This is a genomic window from Pseudomonas migulae, assembly GCF_024169315.1.
Taxonomy (GTDB): Bacteria; Pseudomonadota; Gammaproteobacteria; order Pseudomonadales; family Pseudomonadaceae; genus Aquipseudomonas; species Aquipseudomonas migulae_B.
Window position 1 is genome coordinate 6,245,948 of record NZ_JALJWR010000001.1, and the last position, 23,303, is coordinate 6,269,250.

The following is a 23,303-nucleotide window of genomic DNA, read 5'->3' on the forward strand; positions in this document are numbered from 1 at the left end:
ATCACCCCTCGCTACCAAACGATGGGTGGCAGCCATACGCAGGTTGGTAGACCGGTCCAGGAACCCGGCGCGTCCGAAGACGCCCCGCGCATGGCCACCATAAAGGAGCAGAGATGAAGCAGCTCTGCAAAAGGTGGCGCAATGCGCCTGGACAATCCGGGCTACCAAACCCGATCACTGATTTTCAGCGACCGACCAACGATAGAACCCGGGCCCAAGGCGCACAAGCCGGCGGATTCTGGCGTACCCGTAGGCAATGACGCAAGGCGCTGTAGCTTTCGCGAAGTAACCGGTGAGGCTTTTAAACACGGGCATGTTTAACAGATCGAATCGATATCCAGCGTGTGCGGTGTTGCAGGACTTGCGGCTGCGCACCTTCATGCTCGATTCGGTCAGCAACCACAGGTCGTTCCATTCTTCGTCCGGATGTTCGGACAGCGGCAGCAAATGTCCGGAGAGCAGCATCGGTTGATCGCTTCTGCCTCGCGCCACCCGACACTTGGCGCCGTGACGTTCCTGTTCGCGTCGACTCAACAGCTTGCCGCGATCTCTCTGGGTAAAACGACCGGGTACTGGTCACTCTGTAACGGGTCAGGCCATTATCGAGAGTGCCTTTGACCACGCCATGAATTTGGCCGTGATTGATGTCAGACGGTTCCTGAACTGGCGTTACCTATCTGACAGACTTGCCTGCGAAGGGAGCTTTGAGAGGGCCATCGCCGGCAAGCCGGCTCCCACAGGTTTCGTGTAAGTCTCAGGACTCATATTTCTAAAAGGTATAAATAGATAATTATATATTCCTTTTAATGTTTTTCCGTGAGGTGCACTTTGAACGCCTGCCCATCCGTTCGGATGCGTTCGACTTCACACAGGAAGCTTCAACATGACCATCAAAGCGATCAACGTCCGCAACCAGTTCAAGGGCGTCATCAAGGAAATCGTCGAAGGCGAAGTGGTCTCGGAAATCGATGTGCAAACCGCCTCCGGGATCGTCACTTCGGTGATCACGACGCGGTCGGTTCGAGACCTTGAATTGAAGGTGGGAAGCGAGGTGATCGCTTTCGTCAAATCCACCGAAGTCTCGATCGCGAAGCTCTGAATCGACCTTCAGGAAAAGGACAAGCCCAGCCCCGCGCGCGTCGCGGCGTTGGTGCTGATCAGGTTCGACGCCAGGCACGCCTGACGCCAGGGAATGTTCGCGCGTTCGCTGCGATACTATGAGGACTCAATGTACGGCTCAGTTATCAGAGCAGCGCCGAATCATCGGCCACTGGAAAGAACCGAATCATGCAAGACCGCACCTATCAATTGCTGGAAGTCGCCAACGGCAAACCGATCAAGCTCTGGACCGAAGGCGTTCCGGTAGAAAACGAAGCCAGGCAGCAGCTGATCAACACCGCGAAGATGCCGTTCATCTTCAAACACCTGGCGGTGATGCCTGACGTGCACCTGGGCAAGGGCTCGACCATCGGCAGTGTGATTCCTACCGTGGGCGCGATCATCCCTGCCGCCGTCGGGGTAGATATTGGCTGCGGCATGATCGCCGCGCGCACGTCGCTGACCGCCGCTGATCTGCCGGACAACCTGCATGGTTTGCGGTGCGCGATCGAGAAAGCGGTACCCCATGGCCGCACCGTTGGTCGTGGCGTCCGGGACACGGGGGCCTGGGACAGCGTTCCCAAACAGGCCGATCATGCCTGGGCTGCCTTGAACCCACGGTTCAAGGCGATCACCGACAAGTACCCGAAACTCGCCAGCACCAACAATCGCGCGCACCTGGGCACGTTGGGCAGCGGTAACCACTTCATCGAGGTGTGCCTGGATGAAGCCAACCGGGTCTGGTTCATGTTGCACAGCGGTTCACGCGGGGTTGGCAACGCCATTGGCAACCTGTTCATTCAACTGGCTCAGGCCGATATGCGCCAACACATCGCCAATTTGCCGGACCGTGACCTGGCGTACTTCGAAGAAGGCAGCCGGCATTTTGCTGATTACGTTGAAGCCGTCGGCTGGGCCCAGGATTTCGCCAGGCAGAACCGTGCGCTGATGATGCAATCGGTGATTCAGGCGACACGGAAAGTGATCAGCAAGCCGTTCGACGTCGCCCTGGAGGCGGTGAACTGCCACCACAACTACGTGCAGAAAGAGCGGCATTTTGGTCAGGAGATTCTGGTCACCCGCAAAGGCGCGGTGTCGGCGCAGAAGGGTGAGCTGGGGATCATTCCAGGATCGATGGGCGCGAAAAGTTTCATCGTTCGCGGGCTCGGCAACGAGCAATCGTTCTGCTCCTGTAGCCACGGCGCTGGCCGCACCATGAGCCGCACCAAAGCGAAAAGCCTGTTCACCGTCGAAGATCAGATCCGCGCCACCGCCCACGTCGAGTGCCGCAAGGATGCGGCGGTGATCGATGAAATACCGATGGCCTACAAAGACATCGACCACGTGATGCACGCCCAGCGCGAGCTGGTGGAAGTGCTGCATACCCTGCGTCAGGTGGTTTGCGTGAAGGGATAGGCACAGCCGCTACCCAGAACGCCCAACTTTTTCAGGTTGGGCGTTTGCTTGCCTGAACAGTCACTGATCCTTTTCGCAATTGACCATCCACGACACGCCAAACCGGTCGACCAGCATGCCGAAACGCGCGGCCCAGAAGGTCGCTTCCAGGGGCATTTGCACGCTGCCGTCTTCGGCCAATGCGTTGAAGACGCGTTCCGCCTCGGCAATGCTGTCGACGTTCAGCGAGACCGAACAACCGGCCATGTCATCCGTGGGGCGATCAGGTGTGGTATCCGATCCCATGATCGCCTGGTCGCCCACCGACAGGCGGGTATGAATGATCAGGTTGTGCAGGTCTGGCGGAAAGTGCTCGCGCGCCGGGCTTTCACCGAAGGTCATCATCATTTCGATCTGGCCTTGCAGGGCTTGGGCATAAAAGGTGAACGCGGCTTTACAGTCGCCGTTGAAGATGAGGTAGGGATTGATTTTCATGTTTTACTCCCGGTGATAAAGGAGACAGAGGGAGGCGCTATTCACCTGCGGCTCTGCAATGGTTGGGCTCCATCAGCAAAGCGTTAGAGGTGGTAATTCGCAACATTCGTTTAGATGTTTTTCCTATTGGGCCGACGCGGCTTATGGCTTTGCGCAACTGCGCTTTCAGGCCACTGCGCGTGGCAGCGAGGGGCGCAGTAAACGTTCAATGGCTCCACCCACGAGATTTTCCAGCATCTCGACCCGCTCATGTTCTTCCAGCGCCTGGTGCGCCAGCCAGCTCGGCGCACTGTTGAGCAGATTGGCGATGGCATGTGCGGCGGCGCGTTGTGCCTGTTCGCTGAGGCGGGGTCTGGTGCCGAGCATCAGCAGCAATTTGCGTTCGTATTGTTCGCGTAACTGCCGAACGCGTGCCTGCTGCTCATCATTCAGGCAACCGCTGTCGCGTTCCGCCAGGCGGAAATGCCAGGGCATTTCCTGATGCAGATTCAGGTGTGCGCGGATCAGGTTTTGCAGTTTGTCGCGTTTCGCTGCAGTTTTTTGATCGATACGCCCAAGCGTCGATAGCAGTTCTTCATAGAACTCTTCGATCAGGTCGAGCAGCAAGTGCTGCTTGCTGGGGTAGTGGTGATACAACGAGCCCGGGGAGAGCCCCAGGCACGTCGCGAGCTCACGCATGCCGACCTGGCCGAAACCCTTGCTGGCAAACAGCTCCAGCACCTTGTCCCGGTACTCGGCGAAACGTGAGCAACGCTCAGGCATAGGCATGGAAGCCGCGCCCCGTCTTGCGTCCCAAGTAGCCGGCGGCGACCATTTCCTTGAGCAGTGGCGCGGGGCGATATTTGCTGTCGTTGAAACCGTCGTAGAAAGCTTCGAGAATTGCCAGCACGGTGTCCAGGCCGATCAGGTCTGCCAGCGCCAGCGGGCCGATCGGCTGGTTGCAACCCAGTCGCATGCCGGCGTCGATGTCCTCGGCACTGGCCAGGCCTTCCTGGAACACCAGAATCGCTTCGTTGATCATTGGCACCAGAATCCGGTTGACCACAAAGCCCGGACGGTTGCCGGCGGTGATCGCGGTTTTGCCCAGGGTCGTGGCCATGTCCAGCGCCAGCGCGTGGGTTGCGTCGCTGGTTTGCAGGCCGCGAATGACTTCAATCAGGCCCATCACCGGCACCGGGTTGAAGAAGTGCAGGCCGATGAAACGCTCAGGCTGGCTGACGCTGGCGGCGAGCTGGGTGATGGACAGCGACGACGTGTTGGAGGCGATCACACACTCGGTGCTGACCTGCGCAGCGATCTGTTGCAGCACGCGCAGTTTCAGGTCGAGGTTTTCGGTGGCGGCTTCGATGACCAGTTGCGCGCTCTGCAAACTAGCGTAATCGGTGCTGGTGCGGATCTTGTCGAGGGCGGCGAGCTTTTGCTCCTGGGTCAGCGTGTCCTTGCTGACCTGCCTGTCGAGGTTTTTACCGACGGTCGCGATGGCTTTTTGCAAAGCGCTCTCGGAGATGTCGATCAAGGTCACATTGAAACCCGCCAGGGCACAGACTTGCGCGATGCCGTTGCCCATGGTGCCAGCGCCGATCACGCCAATGTTTTGCAGATTCATGTCGCACGTCCTTCCGGTCAAACCCTGCGATACCTTGGCCCAGGTAACGGCCGAAGGCGTACTATTGGCCGCGAGTCTAGAACCGGCGGGGCGGTTGTCCTATGCCGAAACTGTTCAATGGAGCTGGTGTTTTTTGCCATTCGGGTAATTGGGGAGCGAAGCGTTCAGATGCGGGAAAAGGACTCGGTAGCCGCCTACTTCGTGCAGGCGATGATCCATGGGCTGGGGGACGATCCGCAACGGCGACGGGCTGCGCTGGAACAGGCAGGTATCGATCCGGTGCTGATCGAACAGCCCGTGGCACGGGTGCCAGCCAGTGCGTTTGCCGCACTCTGGTTGATCCAGATCCGCGAGCTCGACGACGAGTTCTTCCGGCTCGACTCCCACGGCATGCCGCCGGGCAGCTTCGCCTTGATTTGCCGCGCCCTGATTCAGGAGCCCGATCTGCACAAAGCCCTGCGCCAGTGCCTGAACAACTTTTCGCTGTTCCTTCGCGATTTTCGCGGCACGCTGACGGTACGTGGCAAACGTGCGGTCATCAGCCTGGATACCTGCGCGCAAAACGATGATCTTGCGCGGTTGGGCGAAGAGACTTTTCTGGTGCTGATGATCAGCCTGCTGTGCTGGCTGGGCGGTCGGCGCATTCCCATCGATCGCGCAGATTTTCGTCATGAGCGCGTAGCCCTCAGCGATGACCGATTACTCTGGGGCCCCAATCTGACCTTCGGCACCGAACGCACCGAGATCGAATTCGCCAGCCACTACTTGCGCCTGCCGGTGGTTCAGGACCTCGCCTCGCTGAAAGTGTTTCTGCGCACCGCGCCACAATGGCTGGTGATCCGCTTCCGCAACCAGCATGGCCTGGCGTCGCAGGTTCATCAGCGTTTGCGCAACAGTCATTACAGCCAGTGGCCGACCTTGCAAGCCTTCGCCCTTGAACAACACCTCAGCCCCAGCACCTTTCGCCGCAAGCTGGAGCGCGAAGGGTGTTCGTATCAGGAGATCAAGGACGAAGTGCGACGCGGCGTGGCGTTTGAACAGTTGCGTCAGAGCAAGGCGAGCATTGGCGACATTGCCGAGCAACTGGGTTTTCAGGAACCGAGTGCGTTTCATCGGGCGTTCAAGAAGTGGACGGGGGAGAGTCCGGGGCGGTATCGGGCGCGGTTTCAGGAGCAAATGACGTCGGATCCGGATTGAGTTTTTGTCCAACTGTTCTTTGTTAAATGTAGGAGGATTTTCCGTTTGTAGTCCCGCTTGTAGTCCCGAAATCTCTTGTGACGACCGCACTTCAGCAGTGGATGACACGGGCTGTAGAGGTGCTGTATTTATTTGCCCCGGGTCGAACTTTTCAATGGATTGGAAATGGCATGGATGGCTTGGTCAAGGAAGTGATTCCGTTACTGCAGTATTTGCTCCCGGGGTTTTTGGCGGCCTGGATTTTTTACTCGCTCACGGCGTTCAAACGTCCGGATACCTTTGGACCGATCGTCCAGGCGCTGATTTTCACGTTTGTGATTCATTCACTGGTTGTCGGTTTGGGAGCGTTGCTGCTTTTAACGGGGGAACACGTTTTTTCAATTGGCGCCTGGGACAAGAAATCGGAGGCTTTATGGTCAGCGGTGATTGCGGTGGTGATGGGATTTCTTTCGTGCCACGTCGCGAACAGCGACAAGCTTCATGCGTTACTCAGGAAGCTGAAAGTCACCACAAAAAATTCGTTCCCCTGCGAGTGGTACAGTGCTTTTTTATCGAGACAGGGATTCGTAATACTGCATTTGACCGGAGGGAAACGTCTGTTTGGCTGGCCAAGCGAATGGCCATCGGAGCCTGCACGCGGACAGTTTGTTCTCGAGTTTCCTCGCTGGATTGATAACCACGACAATCCGTTGCCTGTCAGGGCCAAGGTTATTGTTATTGATGCTTCAAAAGTACAGTGGGTCGAATTCGCAAAAACAATAGGGTGATCAAATGACATGCAAAATGCCTACAGAAATGCCGCCTGAGCTGAGGCGGTTAATGGAGGAATGGGAAAATGGTGGTCCTCCTCCCCCCGGACTGGTGATTCCAACCGGTCCTCCACCTTCAAGAAGAGAGTTTCAGAGACCGCGCAAGCGCAGCAGATAAACATGCCTGCGAGCCTTTCCCGCGTCACCTCACTGCTCGACCAGGCCAGACGCGCCTTGCTCCTTGTCTGGGGAACCTCTCGCGGGTTGTTTCTGGGCCTGGTACTGGCCACCCTGATTGCCGGCGTGCTCCCGGCGCTGGCCGCCTGGCTGGGTCAACGCATCGTTGATGCCGTGGTATTCGCCATGCAGTTGCATGCACAGCAGGGCAGTGCGCCGTTATGGCCGGTCGTGCGTTACGTGCTGTTTGAAGCCGGCGTGCTTGCTTTGTTGTCCGGGACTCAGCGGGCGCTGTCGGTGCAGCAGTCGCTGTTGCGGGTGCAGCTGGGGCAGAAGGTCAACACGATGATTCTGGAGAAGGCCCAGACGTTGTCGTTGGTGCAGTTCGAAAATTCGGAGTTCTACGACAAGCTGGTTCGGGTGCGGCGCGAGGCGTCGACCCGGCCGTTGGCGCTGGTGATGAAGTCGCTGGGGCTGATCCAGAACCTGATCGTGCTGATCAGCTTCGGCGTGTTGCTGGTGCATTTTTCGCCGTGGGCGCTGGTGCTGTTGGTGGTTGGCGCACTGCCGGTTTTTTTTGCCGAAGCGCATTTCTCCGGTGACGCTTTCAGGCTGTTCACCCGCCGTGCGCCGGAGAGTCGGCAGCAGAACTACATCGAGACGCTGCTCTCCCACGAGGCCTACATCAAGGAGGTCAAGCTGTTCGGTTTCGCGCCGCTGCTGTTGAAGCGGTATCGCGAAACGTTCGCGCGACTCTACGCCGAGGACCGCCGGTTGACCTTGCGCCGGGATGGCTGGGGTTTTGTGCTGGGGTTGCTGGGCACGGGGGCGTTTTACCTGGCTTACGCGTGGGTGGTGGTCGACACCGTTCACGGCAGTATCACCCTCGGTCAGATGACCATGTACCTGGTGCTGTTCAAGCAGGGGCAGACCGCGGTGAGCAGCAGCTTGAGCGCCATCAGCGGTCTTTACGAGGATGGCCTGTACTTGTCGAGCCTTTATGAATACCTGGCTGAACCCGTCGTCGCGGATACCGGACATCTCACCGAGGGCGCGTTGCCCGGCGATGGTTTGCGGTTCGAGAACGTCGGGTTCCGCTATCCGGGCGCGAGCCGCGCGGCGCTTGAGGGCATCGATCTGCATCTCGTGCCGGGGCACAGCGTGGCGCTGGTGGGGGAAAACGGTTCAGGCAAGACCACGCTGATCAAGTTGCTGACCCGTCTGTACCGTCCCGATCAGGGCCGCATTCTATTGGACGGCAGCGATTTGCAGGCGTGGGAAGAAGGCGCACTGCGTCGACGTATTGGCGTGATTTTTCAGGATTACATCCGTTACCAGTTCTCCGTGGGCGAGAACATTGGCGTCGGTGACACCCTGGCATTCAACGATGAACAACGTTGGCAGGCCGCCGCCGCCGAGGGCATGGCTGCACCTTTCATCGAGCGTCTGGATCGCGGCTATGCCACGCAATTGGGTCGCTGGTTTGCCGGCGGGCAGGAGCTGTCCGGCGGGCAATGGCAGAAGATCGCCTTGTCCCGCGCTTACATGCGCCGTGATGCCGACATACTGATTCTGGATGAGCCGACTTCAGCCCTCGACCCGGCGGCGGAAGCAGCGGTGTTCGAACATTTCAGCGAGCACACCGAAGGTCGCATGACGTTGTTGATTTCCCACCGGTTTTCCAGCGTGCGCAATGCCGACCATATCATCGTGCTGGATCAGGGCGCGATCCTTGAGCGCGGCGACCATGACAGTCTGGTGGCGGCGGGCGGGCGGTACGCGCAGTTGTTCAATCTGCAGGCGCAAGGTTATCGATAGCCGTCAGGAATCCTGAGGGCCGCGCGTCAGCGCCGGCCCGGCCATCTGCGGCGGTTTTGCCTTCATCAAACCTTCAAGTGCCTGTCGATACTGGGTGCCGCCCAGGCTCATGCTGTTGTTGTGCGTACCACCCGGCACCAGCAGCAGGCTTTTGGGTTCACTGGCGGCATTGAACAACTGCTGGCTGAATCGCGAGGGCATGAATGCGTCGGCCAGACCATGGACCACCAGCAGCGGCATTTCGATGTCGACAATCTTGTCGATGGAATCGAATTTCTGCGACAGCAACCAGCGCACTGGTAGCCATTTCACCGGCAGGTTGCTTTCGGCCACCTGTGCCACGGCATCGCCCAGCGACGTGAAGGTGGACTCGATCACCAGGCCGCGCACCGGGACGGCAACGTGGTCTTTTTTTGCCTGTGCGGCCAGGTCAGCCGCCAGGTCGATGGCCACGGCGCCGCCGAGGGAGTGGCCATAGATCAGGCGCTTGCTGGCGTCGGGCTGCATCGTCTTGAAACGTTCCCAGGCGGCTCGGGCGTCTTCATAGACGCTGGCTTCCGACGGCAGATCTCCTTTGCTCTGACCAAAACCACGGTAGTCGATGGCCAGCACTGAGTAACCCATGGCGCGCAATTGCTCGATGCGGAATGCCTGACCTGTCAGGTTCCAGCGCACGCCATGCAAATAGAGGATCGACGGTGCATCACGACGCGCGGCAGGCCACCACCAGGCATGCAGGTTCTGCCCACCTTTGAAGCTCGCGGACTTGATGTCGAACTCCTGAACATCCTTCGGCAAGCCCCGATACCAGCCGGCGGTGCCTGGCTCGATACGAAACAACAGCTCGCGCTCGGTGTGTTCAAGCACCCCGCAACTCACCGGCAGACCGACGACCAGCGCGGCCATGCACAGCAATGGCAGCCAGCGTCGGCGCAGTCGTGTGAGCAGGGAGGAGGGCATGGCTCGGTCTACCGGTAAATAAAACTGAAGTTCGGTTTTTAACAGAAGCGCAGCGGGGGCGGGAATAATTTCGACAGTCGTTCACGGCCCCCTGTGGCAGATCAATCCACCCGCAACACAATCTTGCCAATGTGATCGCCACCTTCCATCCGTGCATGAGCCAGCGCCGCATCGACCAACGGAAAAACCTTGTCGATCATCGGCAGACAACGCCCGGCAGCCAGTACCGGCCACACATACTCGCGCAGTTGCTCGGCGATCGAGGCTTTTTCTTCGCGGGTTCGTGAGCGCATCAGTGAACCGGTGATCGTCGCGCGTTTGCCCATGATCGCCATCAAGTCGACGTCTTTGGCGTGGGCGCCGCCGAGAAAGCCCAGCATCACCAGTCGACCCTCCATACCCAGGGCCGAGATGTTCGAGTTGAGGTACGAGCCGCCCATGATGTCGAGGATCACATTGACGCCCTTGCCGGCGGTTTTTTCCTGAATCACCTGGACGAAGTCCTGATCGCGGTAGTTGATCGCCTCCGCGCCCAACGTGCGGATCGCCGCGCACTTTTCCTCACTGCCGGCCGTGGCGAATGCCTTGACGCCGAACTCGCGACACAACATCAAGGCGGTCGTGCCGATGCCGCTGGTGCCGCCGTGAATCAATGCGCGCTGGCCTTTGCTGGCGCCACCCATGTCGAACAGATTTGCCCACACCGTGAAGAACGTCTCCGGGACCGCCGCCGCTTGCACCCAATCCATGCCTTGAGGAATCGGCAGTGTCTGGCTGGCCGGTGCAACGCAGTATTGTGCGTAGCCGCCGCCGTTGGTCAGTGCGCAGACGTTGTCGCCGACGATGAATTCGCTCACGTCCTTGCCGACTGCGACCACTTCGCCGGCCACTTCCAGCCCAGGGATCGGGCTCATGCCGGGCTTCATCGGGTACTTGCCGGCCCGTTGAATCACGTCGGGACGATTGACCCCGGCGGCGTGCACGCGAATCAGCACTTCGCCGACACCAGCGGCAGGCACCGGCTCCTGGCGCGGCTTCAATACCTCGGGGCCGCCGGGTTCGGTGATTTCAATCAGGGTCATGGTAGAAGGCAGATTCATGGGAGCGTCCTGTCTGGAAGGTGTTCAGTAAGTGGGACCACATCAAGGTGTCAGTGACTCAGTTCAATGCCGGTTGCATCCGATCGTGGCGGTTCAGCAGGCGCATGGCCGGTTCCAGCAGCAGTGCCACGACGATGGCTCCCGCCGCGATGATGAACAACAACCCGTGATGACCGCCGCTGGCATTGAACAGTGCCGAATAGGCAAACCCGGCGATCGCCTGGAATGTGGCGAACGACACCGTGGCGCGGCTCCAGGCAATCTGTTGCTGGTGATGCCGGGGGATCAGTTCGTGAACCCGGGCCAGCGCCAGCGGTACGATGCCCGGCGGGAAGGAGCCGAGGATCACTGCCAGCAAGGCCAGCGCGGTAAACGAGCTGGAAATCGACAGCAACCCCACGGCAAGCGCCTGTACCACCAGCACCAGGCGAATGCTCAACCGTGCGCCCAGTTTGTCGGCGAGAAAACCGTAGCTCACCGGCCCGATGATCGCGCCGACACCGTACATCACCCAGATCAGCGCGCCAACGTGCGACCCGGCACCGAGCCCGCGAGCAACGTAATCCACCAGAAACACCATGGCAGGCACAAGCCCGGCCGCCATGAACGCGTACTGGGCAAACAACAGATACACCCGAGGATCGGTCGGCACACTGGATTCATCACCAGAGGTCGCGACGGTTGCAGCGGGCGCGGCTGACGGCCAGCCGAACCAGCTGGCGGCGGTCAGCACCAGCGCCAGCAAACCCAGGCCGAACCAGGTGTTCTGCAAACCCAGGCTCAGCAGCGGCGGAACGATGGTGCCCGAACCGGCAATGCCCAAACCGATGCCCAGAAAAATCGCACCGCTGGCCAAGCCTCGGCGGGCGACCGGCACATGGGGCAGCACGGTCGCGGCGACCAGCACCATGATCGCGCCGCCGGCGATGCCCGACAGCAGGCGCCAGCCGAAGAACCAGCTCACCGACAACGGAAAGCCACAGGCGAAAAACGACAGCGTCACCGCCAGCATCATCAGGCGCAGTGCGGTTTTGTTGGAGGTGCGGCGGGCCAGCGGATGGCCGATCAGCGCACCGATCAGGTAGCCAACCAGGTTGGCGGCACCCAGATACACCACGTCGCTGGCGGAAAACCAGTGCGCCTGGATCAACGAAGGAATCAACGGCGTGTAGGCAAACCGCGCCAGACCGATGCTGACCAGGCTGGCGCAGAGACCGGCGAGGATCGGCAGCCAGATCGCGCTGCGCGGGGTGGTTGAGGTACTGAGCATGGGGGCTGTCCTGTAGGTTTATCACTGGTGCCCAGCTTACCCAGATTTACTGATTCAATAACGCAGCGAGTTTGCGCTATCGTGATGCATATATGCATCAATGGAGAGCCGTATGAATTGGGATGACGCACGGGTATTTCTCGCGGTTTGCCGGGAATCGACGCTGCGCGGTGCCGCGCGGGTGCTAGGTGTCGATCAGGCCACCGTCGGCCGACGAATCACGGCGCTGGAAAAATCCTTGAGTGCGACGCTGTTTCTGCGCACGTCCGAGGGGTACGCGATGACCGCCGTGGGCGAAGCCGCATTGAAAGCCGTGGAAAAAATGGAGCATTCCGCACTGGAACTGCAGCGACAGATTCAAGGGCTTGATGATCGACTGACAGGCACCGTTCGGGTCAGTACCACCGACTCCATGGCCATCGACTTCCTGATCCCGGCCATTGCCCGCTTGCATGCGCAACACCCCGACGTGCGAGTGCAACTGGACGCCTCAACACAAATTATCAGCCTGTCGAAACGCGAAGCCGACATCGCGGTGCGTAATACCCGGCCGGACAACCCGGACCTGATCGCCCGGCGCATTGCGCGTTGGCCGGTGGGGCTGTTTGCGTCCAGAGATTATGTTGACGCCCACGGCGTGCCGGCGCCGGGTTCAGCGTTCGAGGGACATGATCTGGTGGTGTATCAACCGTATTTGCAGGGCCACAAGGACATGACGCTGGTCTCGGAACCGTTGGGGCGCGGGCGCATCGTCTCGAGTCTGAGTTCAGGCCTGCTGGTGCGCCGAGCCATTGCTGCCGGACTCGGTCTGGGGGAAATTCCGGTGTACATGGGGGAGAGGGACGGACTGGTGAGGCTGTGGCCGGAGCGCACGCGACCGGTGCCGTATGACGTGTGGCTGGTGACGCACGCCGATTTGCGGCATACCGCCCGGGTTCGTGTGGTTATCGATGAGATTGTTGCGGTGTTTTCGGGGACGGGTGAGTAAAGCCTGAAAGATCGCAGCCTCGCTTCACTCGACAGCTCCTACAGGGATTGGTATGTAGGAGCTGTCGAGCGGAGCGAGGCTGCGATCCCCGGCGTTATGGCATTTCCGGCAATTCCTGAGGACGCAGGTCAAACACCAACACTTCGGCATCGACGCCATTGCTCAAGCTCAGCAATTGTTCATCCCGAACCCGCACGCCATCACCTTCCTGCAATGCCATGCCGTTGAGCTCGACACTGCCGCGAGCCACATGCACATAGGCATAGCGATTGGCGGCCAGTTCCAGGGTGGCGGATTCCTTGCCGTCGATCAGCCCGGCATACACCCGTGCATCCTGGCGCACCTTCAGTGAACCGTTTTTCCCCTCGGGGGAAATGATCAGCTGCAGGCGGCCGCGTTTTTTCTGCGTGCTGAAATGCTCTTGCTGATAACGCGGTTTGGCGCCGCTGACGTCCGGCACAATCCAGATTTGCAGGAAGTGCACGCCACGGGTGGCCGAGTGGTTGTACTCGCTGTGCGCCACGCCGCTGCCAGCACTCATCAATTGCACGTCACCGGGGCGGATCACCGAACCGGTGCCCAGGGTGTCCTTGTGTTCCAGGCCACCTTCGAGCACATAGGAGAAAATCTCCATGTCGCGGTGCGGGTGCTGGCCAAAGCCTTTGCCGGCGGCGACGCGGTCATCGTTGATCACCAACAGGTCGGAAAAACCTTGCTCTTTCGGGTTGCGGTAGTTGGCGAAAGAGAAGGTATGGAACGACTTCAACCAACCGTGATTGGCCGCGCCGCGATCGGAAGCTTTACGAAGGGTCAGCATGATGAAATCTCCTGTTGGGACGTTGATTCGTCCGAGTGAGGAGAAGGTTAATGTTTATCGGTTGGTGCAATAAGTAGATGGAAATTGAAATACTGTCTCTATCAAGTTGACAATATAGGTGGGCTGTTAATGTCTCACTTGGCGATAATGCACAGCATGTCCAGATGCCGAGCACGTAAACTTGTGGGAGCGGGTTTGCTCGCGAAAGCGGTGTGTCAGTCACCAACGGTGTTGAATGTGACGCCGCCTTCGCGAGCAAGCCCGCTCTCACAGGGCGGGTGTTCGGCAGGCAGATCTTCTTATGACTTCAGTGATGTGTAACCCATGAAAACCGTAGCAATGGTGCTGTTCCCCGACTTCCTCCTGCTCGACATGGCGGGGCCCATGGAAGTGTTTTCCATCGCCAATCGCTACCTCGATCCGGCGCAGCGCTATGAGCTGACGACCATCGGCACGGAACACGGGGCATTGCGTGCATCAAACGGCGTCAACGTTCACCCCGACGTCCACATTGATCACGCGGATCAAGCCTATGACCTGTTGCTGGTGCCCGGTGGTCCCGGTGCCTACAACGAAAAGCACCCGCCGTTACTCGACTGGCTGCAACGCGCCGTCAGCCGCGCAGGCGGCTATGGCTCGATTTGCACCGGCGCGTTTGTGCTTGGGCACGCCGGTCTGCTCGACGGTTATCGCGTCACCACCCACTGGCATTACACCGAACGGCTGATCAAGGGTTTCCCGAAGGCGACGGTGGAGACCGACCGGATTTACGTGCAGGACCGCAACCTCATCACTTCCGGCGGCGTCACGGCCGGTATCGACCTCGCGTTGGCAGTCGTCGCCGAAGACCACGGCAAGAAAGTCGCCCAGGACGTGGCCAAGGTGTTGCTGGTGGTGATGAAACGCCAGGGCGGCCAGGCGCAGTTCAGTCCGTTGATGGCCGCTGTTTCGCCCCATGAAACGCCGGTGACCCGCGTGCAGAACTATGTGCTTGAGCATCTGGATGAGGCGTTCAGCATCGAACGCATGGCGGGCCTGGCCACCATGAGTCCCCGTCATTTCGCCAGGGTCTTCGCCCGGGAAGTGAACATGACCCCGATGGAATTTCTGCAAAGCGCGCGCATCGACTGCGCCAGAAATCTCCTGGAGACCACGGACTTGCCGCTCAAGACCGTGGCGTTCAAAAGTGGCTTCGGCAGTGTGCGGCACATGCGGTTTTTGTTCAGTGAAAAGCTTGGGTTGACGCCGACCCTGTATCGGGAACAGTCGAGTTAGAGCCCTCTTGTCCGTTTTGCGCACCGTGATGGCCGTGACGCTCCCATCATCGCAGTTGTACCGTCACCGAGGCCTGCCAAGATACCGTTGAACTCTTTGCAATGGAGGTGCGGGAGCCTGGCGCGCGATGGATGTGCAGTCCTTCGAGCCACCCCGGGTTTGCGCACGTGGACGTGCATGAACAGCATGACAAGTTTGAACAGCGACGCGGTGCTGCAATTCGGCCCCTACGCATTCCACCTGCGGCAACGGTTGATCCTGGACGGCGACCGTCCGCTGCGCATGGGCGGGCGAGCCCTGGATATTCTGCAGGTGCTGGTCCAGCGTGCAGGCACCGTCGTCAGCAAGGAAGAACTGATCGCCCTCGTCTGGCCGACTTCGGTGGTCGAGGACATCAACCTGCGCGTGCACATCGCGGCGCTGCGTCGTGCCTTGGGCGATGGGCCGGACGGGCAGGGCTATATCGTCAACATTCCCCAGCATGGCTACCGCTTTATCGCGGTGGTGCAGCGCGTGCCTGCCTGTTCTCTGGCGTCGATCGAGACCGTTCAGAAACCTCAGCACAACCTGACTGCGCGGCTGACACCAGTGACTGGCCGCGACTCGATTGTGGGCAGCCTGGTCCGGCAGTTGCCGGTTCGGCGCCTCATGACCCTGGTCGGTCCTGCCGGCATCGGCAAGACCACCGTGGCGTTGCGTGTGGCCGAATTGCTTTTGCAGCACTATCAGGATGGCGTCTGGCTGGTCGATCTCGCGGTAATCGATGATCCCGCCAGTGTGGTCGATCAGGTGACCCGGGCGCTTGAACTGGAGGTCGGGACGACACTCGATTCGTTGCAGCAACGCCATGCCTTGCTGGTGCTGGACAATTGCGAGCACCTGCACGAACGCTGCCGCACGTTGGTCGAGGACCTGCTGCAATTCGCACCGCGGCTGTCGATCCTGGTCACCAGTCGAGAGCCGCTCAATGCGCTGGGGGAATCGGTCCAGCGCTTGCCGCCACTGGCGGTGCCACCGGCGTCGGCATTGCACAGTGTGGCCGAGGCCATGGGCTACTCGGCGGTGCAGCTGTTCGTCAGTCGCGCCCGCGCCCGTCAGCAAGGGTTTGCCCTGCGTGAACAGGACCTCAAGGCCGTCGGTGAAATCTGTCGCCGCCTCGATGGATTACCGTTGGCCATCGAGCTGGCGGCCGCGCAAATCGACGCGTTGGCGCTGGTGGGGGTGCAAGCTCAACTCGACAACTGTTTTCAGCTGCTGAGCCACGGCCGGCGCACCGCCGTGCCGCGCCATCAAACCCTGAAAGCGGCGCTGGACTGGAGCTATGAACAGCTGTGTCCGCTGGAGCAAACGGTGTTGCAGCGTCTGGCGGTATTCAAAATGGCCTTTACACTGGACGCGGCGATTGGCGTGCTCGGTTGCGCGGCGTTATTGCCCGGCCGGCTGGTTGAAGTGGTAGAAAGTCTGGCGCTCAAATCGCTGCTGTCGCTTGAGAAGGGCGGTGGATTGAGTCGATACCGCTTCCTCAACACCACGCGTGCCTACGCCCTCGAAAAACTTGAACACAGTGGTGAGCTGCGTGCCTTTGAAATGCGTTACGCCCGCTATATCAGCCGGACGCGCTGGACATCAAGCGGGCAGGTGGCGCTGCAACTCGTCGAGTAACCGGCGCACCTTGGTCAGGTCCGGTGTGGCAAAACCCTCGGTGAACCGATGGTAGATCGGCGCCAGCAGTGCATGGGCTTGCCGGTGCCGGCCCTGTCGTTGCCAAAGCTGTGCCAGTGAAGTGGCACTACGCAGTTCCCAGGCAAGGGCGCCTTGATGTCTTGCCACGTTCAAGGCCCGAATCAGCACGGCTTCGGCCGCATCGGTGTTCAACGGGCAATTTTGCGCCAGCAGCGCATCAGCCCTGGCGCGCAGGATTTCCGCCGTGCTCCAGCCGGCTGTGCCGGTGTCCGCCCGTTGCAACAAGGCGTCATCGACGAAGCCGGTGTCCAGCGTGACCATGATGTCCTTGATCAGCCCCTCACCCGGCAGAAGGGATGAGCGAACCTGGGTGTGGTCGATCACCTGCGCGTAGTGCAAGGCCCAGGTGTAGAACAGCAGCACCGAGTGTTTTTGCGCTTGTTCCAGCAACAAGCGCAAGAGTTCGCGAGCGGTACGGGTGTCACCGTTATAGTGAGCGATCAGGCAACTGGCCAGTGCCAGGGTGTAGCAGATGGAGGTGCCGTGGTTGATCTGCAGCGCAATGTCCAGTGCCTGTCGGGCAGTGCGCCACGCCTGTTCCGGTTGACCTTGCATCCAGAGGATGCGCGCCAGAATGGTCAGGGCGGCGACGCTCTGGTCGTATTGCACGCCAAAACCGTGGGTGAAGCGGTTGAGATGCCCGCTCTGGGTCATGCGCTGAAGAACCTGTTCGGCATTCAAGCGCGCCTGTGGCTGGTCCCCGGCAAAGTGTAGCGCCAGCACCCGCAAGCGGTGGGTGCTGAGGGACAACACCGGATCCCCATGCACGCCTAACCGATCAAACTGCTGGCTCTGCTCGAGGGCCGTTTGATAGTGCGCACAACTGAGGTTGACCGCCATGTGGCCGGACACGGCTCGCAGTTGACCGGCCAGGTCGTTGCACTGTCTCGCCAGGGTTCTGGCACTGACGAAGGCTTCAACGGTCTCCGCCGTGCCACCCTGGGTGTGATAACACGAGCTGCCGAGGGCCAGCTTGAGGGCCATTTTCAGCCGGGGGCAAGGCTCGGGCGTGGCGTCCAGCAGGATCAGCGCCTTGCGCACGTACACGCCGTGCTCCCTGAGCAGCGACAATTCCTGCCACAGCGGAGCTGAGGTCGCCGTGAGGCGGATCGCCAATACTTGCGACCCTTGTGCGTTCAATCCCCAGTCGAGGGCGGAACGAATGTCCTCCAGGCTGCGGGCATAACGCTCGATCCACGTGCACGTCTGGATCGCCTCCCATTCATGCTGGGCCTGATGCATCAAGGCCAGGCAGCGTTCGGCATGACGTTTGCGGGTGTCCGGCAGGTCGTCAGCCTGGTCGAGTTTTTCCAGCGCATAACTGCGGGTCGTGTCGAGCAGACGGTAGAACACCTCTTCATCACCGACCTCCACATTCAACAGCGACTTGGCCACCAGTTGTGTGATCGAACCAAACACCTCGCGGGGTTCGATGTGTTCGCCGACGATCACCGCAGCGGCCGATTCCAGGGTGAAACCGCCCCTGAACACACCCAGTCGGCGCAGGCAGACTTGCTCACAAGGGCTGAGCAGTTCGAAGCTCCAGTCCAGCGTGGCACGCAGGGTCTGATGCCGGCCCAGCGTGGTCTGAGAGCCCTGGGTCAGCAAACGAAAGCTGCCTTGCAGTTGTGTCAGCACTCCGTTCAGGCCGAGACCGCAGACTTGCGCGGCCGCCAGTTCGATCGCCAGTGGAATGCCGTCCAGGCGCCGGCAGATTTCAATCGCCTGCGGCAGTTCGTCATCGTTCAGTTCGAAACTGTCGTGGCTGGCCATTGCCCGCTCGACAAACAACTGCAGGGCCGAAAACGTCAGGGCCTGAGCACGGTCAAGCACAGCGATGGGCGGGGGGCAATCGAGTGACCCGAGGCGCTGAACGTATTCACCTTCGGCCCGCAGGCTCTCGCGACTCGTGGCCAGAATATGCACCTCGGGCGCGGCGCGCAGGAGGTTTTCACTCAGCAATGCGATGGCGTCGATCAGGTGTTCGCAGTTGTCGATCACCAGCAACATGTGCCGGTCGCGCAAAAACGCCGCCAGGCCGCTCATCGGTTCAGTGCCGTGCAACGACAGTTCAAGCAGAGTCGCCAGATGCGCGGTGATCATCGCCGGATCGTTGATCGGTGCCAGATCCAGCAGGCGAATGCCGTGCCGGTACCGCCCGATCAGCTGCTCGGCGACGCGCAGGGCCACGGTGGTCTTGCCGATCCCGCCGGGACCGACCAGGGTGATGAAACGCTGGCGCGACAGCTGGACCACCAGGCTGTCGACGAGGGACTGACGTCCGATCAAGCGGGTTCTACGCACCGGCAGATTGTGGCCACTCGGCGCCGGTGCCTGACTCTCCGTGGGTTGCTCGATGTAGTCCAGCGAATACGGCGCCACAAAACTGTAGCCACGCTGGGCCACGGTGACGATGTACCGCTGGCCGGCCTGACCATCGCCCAGCGCCTTGCGCAATGCCGCCATGTGCACCCGCAGGTTGATGTCTTCGACAACGCTTTTGGGCCAGACCCTGGCGATCAGTTCCTGTTTGCTGACCACATTCCCGGCGTGCTCCAGAAGGATCAGCAGAATGTCCATGGCACGCCGCCCCAGGCGCAGCGGGTGGTCGGCCTCCATCACCAGACGTTGCCCGGGATAGATTCGGTAGGGGCCGAAATGGATGGCCTGTACGGGGGAAAAGGGCAACGCGGCACTCCTGCTTGCAACCGTCTGGTATGCGGTTTTCGAGCATATTCGTCAGGTTTGTTGATCAGCGCAATGCGCGGTGCAGCGATTTCCGGGTGTTCGTCTGGCTGGCCGTTTGCCGTCTCTGTTCGCGAGTTCCGTATTTATTGGGCGGGGCACTCGCAAAGGTGTCGCCGGGGCTTTTGGCGCGCCAGGGAAAATTAACAACGTTTAACTCGTGCTGCGTCTGGTCTACGCCCAAAACTCTGGCTCTTCAACTCCCACCGGTCAGCAAAGCCTGAAACCTGTGGGATTGATGCAAAGGGATTGAACACACAGGGAGCGACGCCGGAATGAGCAACGTGGTGGTGGTCTATCACAGTGGCTACGGGCACACCCGGGTCATGGCCGAAGCCGTGGCCCAAGGTGTGGAACGGCACCTGGGCAGCACTTGCCAGCTGATATCGGTCGAGGACGTGGACCAGCAGTGGGACCGCTTGCACAACGCCGACGCGATCATCTTTGGCGCGCCGACCTACATGGGCAGCGCTTCGGCACACTTCAAGGGGTTCATGGAAGCCACGGCGGCGTTCTACCTGGCTCAGCCCTGGCGCGACAAGCTGGCTGCCGGCTTCACCAATTCCGGCTGCCTGTGCGGCGACAAACTCAATACCTTGCTGCAGATGGCGGTCTTCGCCGCGCAGCATTCAATGATCTGGGTCGGCCTCGACCTGCTGCCCGCGCGCTCCGGCATCGGCGTGTTCGACGGGCAACTGAACCGCCTCGGCAGCTCGCTGGGCGCCATGGCGCAATCGAATGTCGAACAGTCCCCCGAATTCGCACCGCCCGCCGAAGACCGCTGCACCGCCGCACACCTGGGCGAGCGCGTGGCGCGGCTGGCTGACCGCATGAGCCACTCACCGGTTTGATTCACCCCGACACTCACCAAAGGAGATATCGCATGAGTACGTTCACGACCCGAGACGGTACCGAGATTTACTACAAGGACTGGGGCACCGGTCAGCCCATCGTCTTCAGCCACGGCTGGCCGCTGAACGCTGACAGCTGGGAATCGCAGATGATCTTCCTCGCCTCCGAGGGCTATCGGGTCATCGCGCACGACCGCCGTGGCCACGGCCGTTCCAGTCAGCCGTGGACCGGCAATGACATGGACACCTACGCCGATGACCTGGCGCAACTGATCGAGTTGCTGGACCTGAAAGACGTCGTTCTGTTCGGCTTCTCCACCGGCGGTGGCGAAGTGGCGCGCTACATCGGTCGCCACGGCACCGGGCGCGTGGCCAAGGCCGGGCTGATTTCCTCGGTGCCGCCGCTGATGCTCAAGACCGAAGCCAACCCCGGTGGTTTGCCGATTGAAGTGTTTGACGGCATTCGCCAGGCCTCCCTGGTCGATCGTTCGCAACTCTACATCGACCTCGCCAGCGGTCCGTTCTTCGGCTTCAACAAACCGGACGCCAAACCGTCGCAAGGCATGATCGACTGGTTCTGGATGCAGGGCATGACCTCGGGCCACAAGAACGCCTATGACTGCATCAAGGCGTTCTCCGAAACCGACTTCACCGAAGACCTGAAGAAGTTCGACGTGCCGACCCTGGTGGTTCACGGCGATGCGGACCAGGTGGTGCCGATCGAAGCCGCCGGCATTGCCTCAGCAAAACTGGTGAAAGGTTCTACGCTGAAGGTCTACCCCGGCGCGCCCCATGGCTTGACTGACACCCACAAGGATCAGCTCAACGCCGATCTGCTGGCGTTTCTCAAGGGTTGATGCTCACCGGCGCGGGCGTAGATCCGCGCCGCTTTTGCTCCTGATGAGCTGAATTTATCGAGTACATGACCATGAAAAAGCTGACCAACGCCACCGGCGCGCCGGTGGTCGACAACCTCAATATCCAGACCGCCGGCCCTCGTGGGCCGGCGTTGTTGCAAGACATCTGGTTGCTGGAAAAACTCGCCCACTTCGACCGCGAACTGATCCCGGAGCGACGTATGCACGCCAAGGGTGCGGGCGCCTACGGCACGTTCACCGTCACCCATGACATCAGCCGCTACACCAAGGCGAGCATTTTCAGCGCCGTGGGCAAGGAAACACCGCTGTTCGTGCGCTTTTCCTCGGTGGCCGGCGAGCGTGGCGCGGCGGATGCCGAACGCGATATCCGTGGCTTCGCGGTGAAGTTCTATACCGACGAAGGCAACTGGGACATTGTCGGCAACAACACGCCCGTGTTCTTCTTCCGCGACCCGCTGCGTTTCTCCGACCTCAACCACGTGGTCAAGCGCGACCCGCGCACCGGCCTTCGCAACGCCACCAGCAACTGGGATTTCTGGACCCTGCTGCCCGAGGCGCTGCACCAGGTGACCATCGTGATGAGCGATCGCGGGATACCCACCAGCTTCCGCCACATGCACGGCTTCGGCAGTCACACCTTCAGCCTGATCGACCGCGACAACAAACGGGTTTGGGTGAAGTTTCACTTTGTCTGCCAGCAGGGCATCGAAAACCTCTCGGACGCCGAGGCAGAATCGGTGGTCGGCAAGGATCGCGAAAGCAATCTGCGGGACTTGTACGAAGTCATCGAGCAGGGCAACTTTCCGCGCTGGAAACTGTGCATTCAGGTGATGGAAGAACAGCAGGCGCTCAACTACCGGCACAACCCGTTCGACCTGACCAAGGTTTGGCCGCACGGCGAGTTTCCACTGATTGAAGTGGGCATCATGGAGCTCAATCGCAACGCCGAGAACCACTTCGCCGAAATCGAACAGGCGGCGTTCTCGCCTGCCAACCTGGTGCCGGGGGTGAGCTTCTCGCCGGACCGCATGCTCCAGGCGCGGCTGTTTTCCTACGGCGATGCCCAGCGCTATCGCTTGGGGGTGAACTTCAATCACATTCCGGTCAACGCACCGCGCTGCCCGGCCCACAGTTACCATCGCGACGGCGCCATGCGCACCGATGGCAACCTGGGTGGCACCGCCAGTTATTTCCCGAACAGCGTCGGCGAGTGGCAGGATTCGCCGGAACTGGCCGAGCCGCCGCTGCCGCTGGAAGGTTTTGCGCAGCACTATGATCATCGGCTGGAAGAGGATCATTACGAGCAGCCGGGCAATCTGTTTCGTTTGCTGGACCCGGTGCGTAAACAGTTGCTGTTCGACAACACTGCGCGGGCCATGAATGGCGTACCGCAGGCGATTCGCCAGCGCCATATCGACAATTGCACCAAGGCTGATCCGGCATACGGGTTTGGCGTGGCCGAGGCGTTGGAACGGTTGGTTCCGCTGGTTTAAACGGTCCTGGCTTGCTCGCGATGGCGATTTCACTGGCGCCTTCGCCGGCAAGCCGTGCTCCTACAGATTTTGTGTGAACCGTGAATGCCGGACATCCAGCCAACCCGTAGGAGCACGGCTTGCCGGCGAAGGCGCCAGTGAAATCGCCATCGTCCGCAAGCTGGCACCTACAGGTTTATGCGGGGGAGGGAACGCACGGCGCGGCAACGCCACGCGAACGGATTGATGCCTTCGCTGCGGGTGAAGATGTGGCAGAAATGCGCCTGATCACAGAAGCCGCATTCGAGGCTGATCTGGGTGAGGCTGAGGTCGGTGCTCTGGATCAGCTGCTTGGCGCGGGCGATGCGCTGGTGGCGAATCCAGTCCTGGGGCGAGAGGCCGGTGCTGCACTTGAACGCGCGGGAGAAATGGCTGCGTGAGAGTGCGCAGGCGCGGGCCAGTTCGGTCACTTCGATGGTTTCACCCAGACGTTCGAAGATCAGTTGCTTGGCCAGGCTTTCACGCCACGGGGTCAGGCCTCCCGTGTTTTTCTTTGGCGTTTCAGTGACGGTCGCGCAGGCGACGTTTTGCTGAGAATGAGCCATGACAAATGTCCGTGTCGGTGAGCGTCATTCTTGGGCGCGAGCGCTCTGCCGTGCGAGTTAAACG

General features: G+C 60.5%; 20 protein-coding genes and 2 pseudogenes. 11 read left to right on the forward strand and 11 right to left on the reverse strand.

Going from position 1 to position 23,303, the window contains the following annotated elements:
- Positions 1 to 352 precede the first annotated feature (352 nt).
- Positions 353 to 570, reverse strand: a pseudogene (locus tag J2Y86_RS28835) (contractile injection system protein, VgrG/Pvc8 family); the annotation flags it as partial.
- A gap of 313 nt (positions 571 to 883) precedes the next feature.
- Here J2Y86_RS28835 and J2Y86_RS28840 point away from each other — a divergent pair.
- Positions 884 to 1,099 (forward strand): TOBE domain-containing protein, encoded by a 216-nt coding sequence (locus tag J2Y86_RS28840; RefSeq protein WP_038983759.1) that lies wholly within the window; start codon positions 884 to 886, stop codon positions 1,097 to 1,099.
- Between the two features lie 17 nt (positions 1,100 to 1,116).
- On the opposite strand, the pseudogene J2Y86_RS28845 reads toward J2Y86_RS28840, so the two are convergent.
- Positions 1,117 to 1,206: pseudogene (locus J2Y86_RS28845) on the reverse strand (LysR substrate-binding domain-containing protein); the annotation flags it as partial.
- Between the two features lie 81 nt (positions 1,207 to 1,287).
- On the opposite strand from J2Y86_RS28845, the gene J2Y86_RS28850 reads away from it, so the two are divergent.
- Complete coding sequence (locus J2Y86_RS28850; protein WP_253439469.1) at positions 1,288 to 2,514, forward strand: RtcB family protein; 1,227 nt, start codon at positions 1,288 to 1,290, stop codon at positions 2,512 to 2,514.
- Positions 2,515 to 2,574: 60 nt separating this feature from the next.
- On the opposite strand, the gene J2Y86_RS28855 is transcribed toward J2Y86_RS28850, so the two are convergent.
- From J2Y86_RS28855 to J2Y86_RS28865, 3 genes are all read right to left on the reverse strand, one after another.
- Positions 2,575 to 2,988 (reverse strand): VOC family protein, encoded by a 414-nt coding sequence (locus J2Y86_RS28855; protein WP_253439471.1) that lies wholly within the window; start codon positions 2,986 to 2,988, stop codon positions 2,575 to 2,577.
- A 165-nt stretch (positions 2,989 to 3,153) separates the two neighbouring features.
- Positions 3,154 to 3,756, reverse strand: a complete 603-nt coding sequence (locus J2Y86_RS28860) for a TetR/AcrR family transcriptional regulator (protein ID WP_253439473.1) — start codon at positions 3,754 to 3,756, stop codon at positions 3,154 to 3,156.
- A complete protein-coding gene (locus J2Y86_RS28865) occupies positions 3,743 to 4,594 on the reverse strand; it encodes a 3-hydroxybutyryl-CoA dehydrogenase (RefSeq protein ID WP_253439475.1) in 852 nt (283 codons plus the stop codon). Before J2Y86_RS28865 ends, J2Y86_RS28860 begins: the two co-directional genes overlap by 14 nt.
- A 168-nt stretch (positions 4,595 to 4,762) precedes the next feature.
- On the opposite strand from J2Y86_RS28865, the gene J2Y86_RS28870 reads away from it, so the two are divergent.
- From J2Y86_RS28870 to J2Y86_RS28880, 3 genes are all read left to right on the forward strand, one after another.
- Complete coding sequence (locus J2Y86_RS28870; RefSeq protein ID WP_253439477.1) at positions 4,763 to 5,791, forward strand: AraC family transcriptional regulator; 1,029 nt, start codon at positions 4,763 to 4,765, stop codon at positions 5,789 to 5,791.
- Between the two features lie 170 nt (positions 5,792 to 5,961).
- Positions 5,962 to 6,558, forward strand: coding sequence for a DUF6338 family protein (locus tag J2Y86_RS28875; protein WP_253440485.1), 597 nt, complete (start codon positions 5,962 to 5,964; stop codon positions 6,556 to 6,558).
- A 162-nt stretch (positions 6,559 to 6,720) separates the two neighbouring features.
- Positions 6,721 to 8,535 (forward strand): ABC transporter ATP-binding protein, encoded by a 1,815-nt coding sequence (locus J2Y86_RS28880; protein WP_253439479.1) that lies wholly within the window; start codon positions 6,721 to 6,723, stop codon positions 8,533 to 8,535.
- Positions 8,536 to 8,538: 3 nt separating this feature from the next.
- On the opposite strand, the gene J2Y86_RS28885 is transcribed toward J2Y86_RS28880, so the two are convergent.
- The 3 genes from J2Y86_RS28885 to J2Y86_RS28895 form a co-directional block, all read right to left on the reverse strand.
- Positions 8,539 to 9,495, reverse strand: a complete 957-nt coding sequence (locus J2Y86_RS28885) for an alpha/beta hydrolase (RefSeq protein ID WP_253439481.1) — start codon at positions 9,493 to 9,495, stop codon at positions 8,539 to 8,541.
- 101 nt (positions 9,496 to 9,596) lie between these two features.
- Positions 9,597 to 10,595, reverse strand: a complete 999-nt coding sequence (locus tag J2Y86_RS28890) for an NAD(P)H-quinone oxidoreductase (RefSeq protein ID WP_253439483.1) — start codon at positions 10,593 to 10,595, stop codon at positions 9,597 to 9,599.
- A gap of 58 nt (positions 10,596 to 10,653) precedes the next feature.
- On the reverse strand, positions 10,654 to 11,865 hold the full coding sequence (locus tag J2Y86_RS28895; RefSeq protein WP_253439485.1) for a YbfB/YjiJ family MFS transporter: 1,212 nt from the start codon (positions 11,863 to 11,865) through the stop codon (positions 10,654 to 10,656).
- A 112-nt stretch (positions 11,866 to 11,977) separates the two neighbouring features.
- Here J2Y86_RS28895 and J2Y86_RS28900 point away from each other — a divergent pair, with 112 nt between their 5' ends.
- Entirely contained in the window at positions 11,978 to 12,853 is an 876-nt protein-coding gene (locus J2Y86_RS28900; protein ID WP_253439488.1) for a LysR family transcriptional regulator, read from the forward strand.
- 94 nt (positions 12,854 to 12,947) lie between these two features.
- Here J2Y86_RS28900 and J2Y86_RS28905 read toward each other — a convergent pair whose 3' ends face one another.
- Positions 12,948 to 13,670 carry a pirin family protein gene (locus J2Y86_RS28905; protein ID WP_253439490.1) on the reverse strand — a complete coding sequence of 241 codons (723 nt, stop codon included), beginning with the start codon at positions 13,668 to 13,670 and terminating at the stop codon, positions 12,948 to 12,950.
- 324 nt (positions 13,671 to 13,994) lie between these two features.
- On the opposite strand from J2Y86_RS28905, the gene J2Y86_RS28910 reads away from it, so the two are divergent.
- Together J2Y86_RS28910 and J2Y86_RS28915 are read left to right on the forward strand one after the other, a co-directional pair.
- A complete protein-coding gene (locus J2Y86_RS28910; RefSeq protein WP_253439492.1) occupies positions 13,995 to 14,945 on the forward strand; it encodes a GlxA family transcriptional regulator in 951 nt (316 codons plus the stop codon).
- Between the two features lie 177 nt (positions 14,946 to 15,122).
- Complete coding sequence (locus tag J2Y86_RS28915; protein ID WP_253439494.1) at positions 15,123 to 16,607, forward strand: ATP-binding protein; 1,485 nt, start codon at positions 15,123 to 15,125, stop codon at positions 16,605 to 16,607.
- Here the strand turns inward: J2Y86_RS28915 and J2Y86_RS28920 are convergent.
- The gene (locus tag J2Y86_RS28920) at positions 16,572 to 19,376 is read right to left on the reverse strand and encodes an ATP-binding protein (RefSeq protein ID WP_253439496.1); all 2,805 of its coding nucleotides are present in this window, start codon (positions 19,374 to 19,376) and stop codon (positions 16,572 to 16,574) included. The two genes, J2Y86_RS28915 and J2Y86_RS28920, sit on opposite strands and share 36 nt — an antisense overlap.
- Positions 19,377 to 19,708: 332 nt before the next feature.
- Here J2Y86_RS28920 and J2Y86_RS28925 point away from each other — a divergent pair, with 332 nt between their 5' ends.
- The 3 genes from J2Y86_RS28925 to J2Y86_RS28935 all read left to right on the forward strand — a co-directional run bounded on the left by J2Y86_RS28925 (position 19,709) and on the right by J2Y86_RS28935 (position 22,655).
- A complete protein-coding gene (locus tag J2Y86_RS28925; RefSeq protein WP_253439498.1) occupies positions 19,709 to 20,284 on the forward strand; it encodes a flavodoxin family protein in 576 nt (191 codons plus the stop codon).
- Between the two features lie 32 nt (positions 20,285 to 20,316).
- On the forward strand, positions 20,317 to 21,141 hold the full coding sequence (locus J2Y86_RS28930; protein WP_253439500.1) for an alpha/beta fold hydrolase: 825 nt from the start codon (positions 20,317 to 20,319) through the stop codon (positions 21,139 to 21,141).
- A 71-nt stretch (positions 21,142 to 21,212) separates the two neighbouring features.
- Positions 21,213 to 22,655 (forward strand): catalase, encoded by a 1,443-nt coding sequence (locus J2Y86_RS28935; RefSeq protein ID WP_301308807.1) that lies wholly within the window; start codon positions 21,213 to 21,215, stop codon positions 22,653 to 22,655.
- A gap of 167 nt (positions 22,656 to 22,822) precedes the next feature.
- Here the strand turns inward: J2Y86_RS28935 and J2Y86_RS28940 are convergent, their stop codons facing one another.
- The gene (locus J2Y86_RS28940; protein ID WP_253439504.1) at positions 22,823 to 23,239 is read right to left on the reverse strand and encodes a helix-turn-helix domain-containing protein; all 417 of its coding nucleotides are present in this window, start codon (positions 23,237 to 23,239) and stop codon (positions 22,823 to 22,825) included.
- Positions 23,240 to 23,303: the final 64 nt, after the last annotated feature.

What these genes read in the sequence shown, in the direction of transcription:
- J2Y86_RS28840 (WP_038983759.1), top strand. Translation starts at nt 884, where the DNA reads ATGACCATCAAAGCGATCAACGTCCGCAACCAGTTCAAGGGCGTCATC.
- J2Y86_RS28850 (WP_253439469.1), top strand. Translation starts at nt 1,288, where the DNA reads ATGCAAGACCGCACCTATCAATTGCTGGAAGTCGCCAACGGCAAACCG.
- J2Y86_RS28855 (WP_253439471.1), bottom strand. Translation starts at nt 2,988, where the DNA reads ATGAAAATCAATCCCTACCTCATCTTCAACGGCGACTGTAAAGCCGCG.
- J2Y86_RS28860 (WP_253439473.1), bottom strand. Translation starts at nt 3,756, where the DNA reads ATGCCTATGCCTGAGCGTTGCTCACGTTTCGCCGAGTACCGGGACAAG.
- J2Y86_RS28865 (WP_253439475.1), bottom strand. Translation starts at nt 4,594, where the DNA reads ATGAATCTGCAAAACATTGGCGTGATCGGCGCTGGCACCATGGGCAAC.
- J2Y86_RS28870 (WP_253439477.1), top strand. Translation starts at nt 4,763, where the DNA reads ATGCGGGAAAAGGACTCGGTAGCCGCCTACTTCGTGCAGGCGATGATC.
- J2Y86_RS28875 (WP_253440485.1), top strand. Translation starts at nt 5,962, where the DNA reads ATGGATGGCTTGGTCAAGGAAGTGATTCCGTTACTGCAGTATTTGCTC.
- J2Y86_RS28880 (WP_253439479.1), top strand. Translation starts at nt 6,721, where the DNA reads ATGCCTGCGAGCCTTTCCCGCGTCACCTCACTGCTCGACCAGGCCAGA.
- J2Y86_RS28885 (WP_253439481.1), bottom strand. Translation starts at nt 9,495, where the DNA reads ATGCCCTCCTCCCTGCTCACACGACTGCGCCGACGCTGGCTGCCATTG.
- J2Y86_RS28890 (WP_253439483.1), bottom strand. Translation starts at nt 10,595, where the DNA reads ATGAATCTGCCTTCTACCATGACCCTGATTGAAATCACCGAACCCGGC.
- J2Y86_RS28895 (WP_253439485.1), bottom strand. Translation starts at nt 11,865, where the DNA reads ATGCTCAGTACCTCAACCACCCCGCGCAGCGCGATCTGGCTGCCGATC.
- J2Y86_RS28900 (WP_253439488.1), top strand. Translation starts at nt 11,978, where the DNA reads ATGAATTGGGATGACGCACGGGTATTTCTCGCGGTTTGCCGGGAATCG.
- J2Y86_RS28905 (WP_253439490.1), bottom strand. Translation starts at nt 13,670, where the DNA reads ATGCTGACCCTTCGTAAAGCTTCCGATCGCGGCGCGGCCAATCACGGT.
- J2Y86_RS28910 (WP_253439492.1), top strand. Translation starts at nt 13,995, where the DNA reads ATGAAAACCGTAGCAATGGTGCTGTTCCCCGACTTCCTCCTGCTCGAC.
- J2Y86_RS28915 (WP_253439494.1), top strand. Translation starts at nt 15,123, where the DNA reads ATGAACAGCATGACAAGTTTGAACAGCGACGCGGTGCTGCAATTCGGC.
- J2Y86_RS28925 (WP_253439498.1), top strand. Translation starts at nt 19,709, where the DNA reads ATGAGCAACGTGGTGGTGGTCTATCACAGTGGCTACGGGCACACCCGG.
- J2Y86_RS28930 (WP_253439500.1), top strand. Translation starts at nt 20,317, where the DNA reads ATGAGTACGTTCACGACCCGAGACGGTACCGAGATTTACTACAAGGAC.
- J2Y86_RS28935 (WP_301308807.1), top strand. Translation starts at nt 21,213, where the DNA reads ATGAAAAAGCTGACCAACGCCACCGGCGCGCCGGTGGTCGACAACCTC.
- J2Y86_RS28940 (WP_253439504.1), bottom strand. Translation starts at nt 23,239, where the DNA reads ATGGCTCATTCTCAGCAAAACGTCGCCTGCGCGACCGTCACTGAAACG.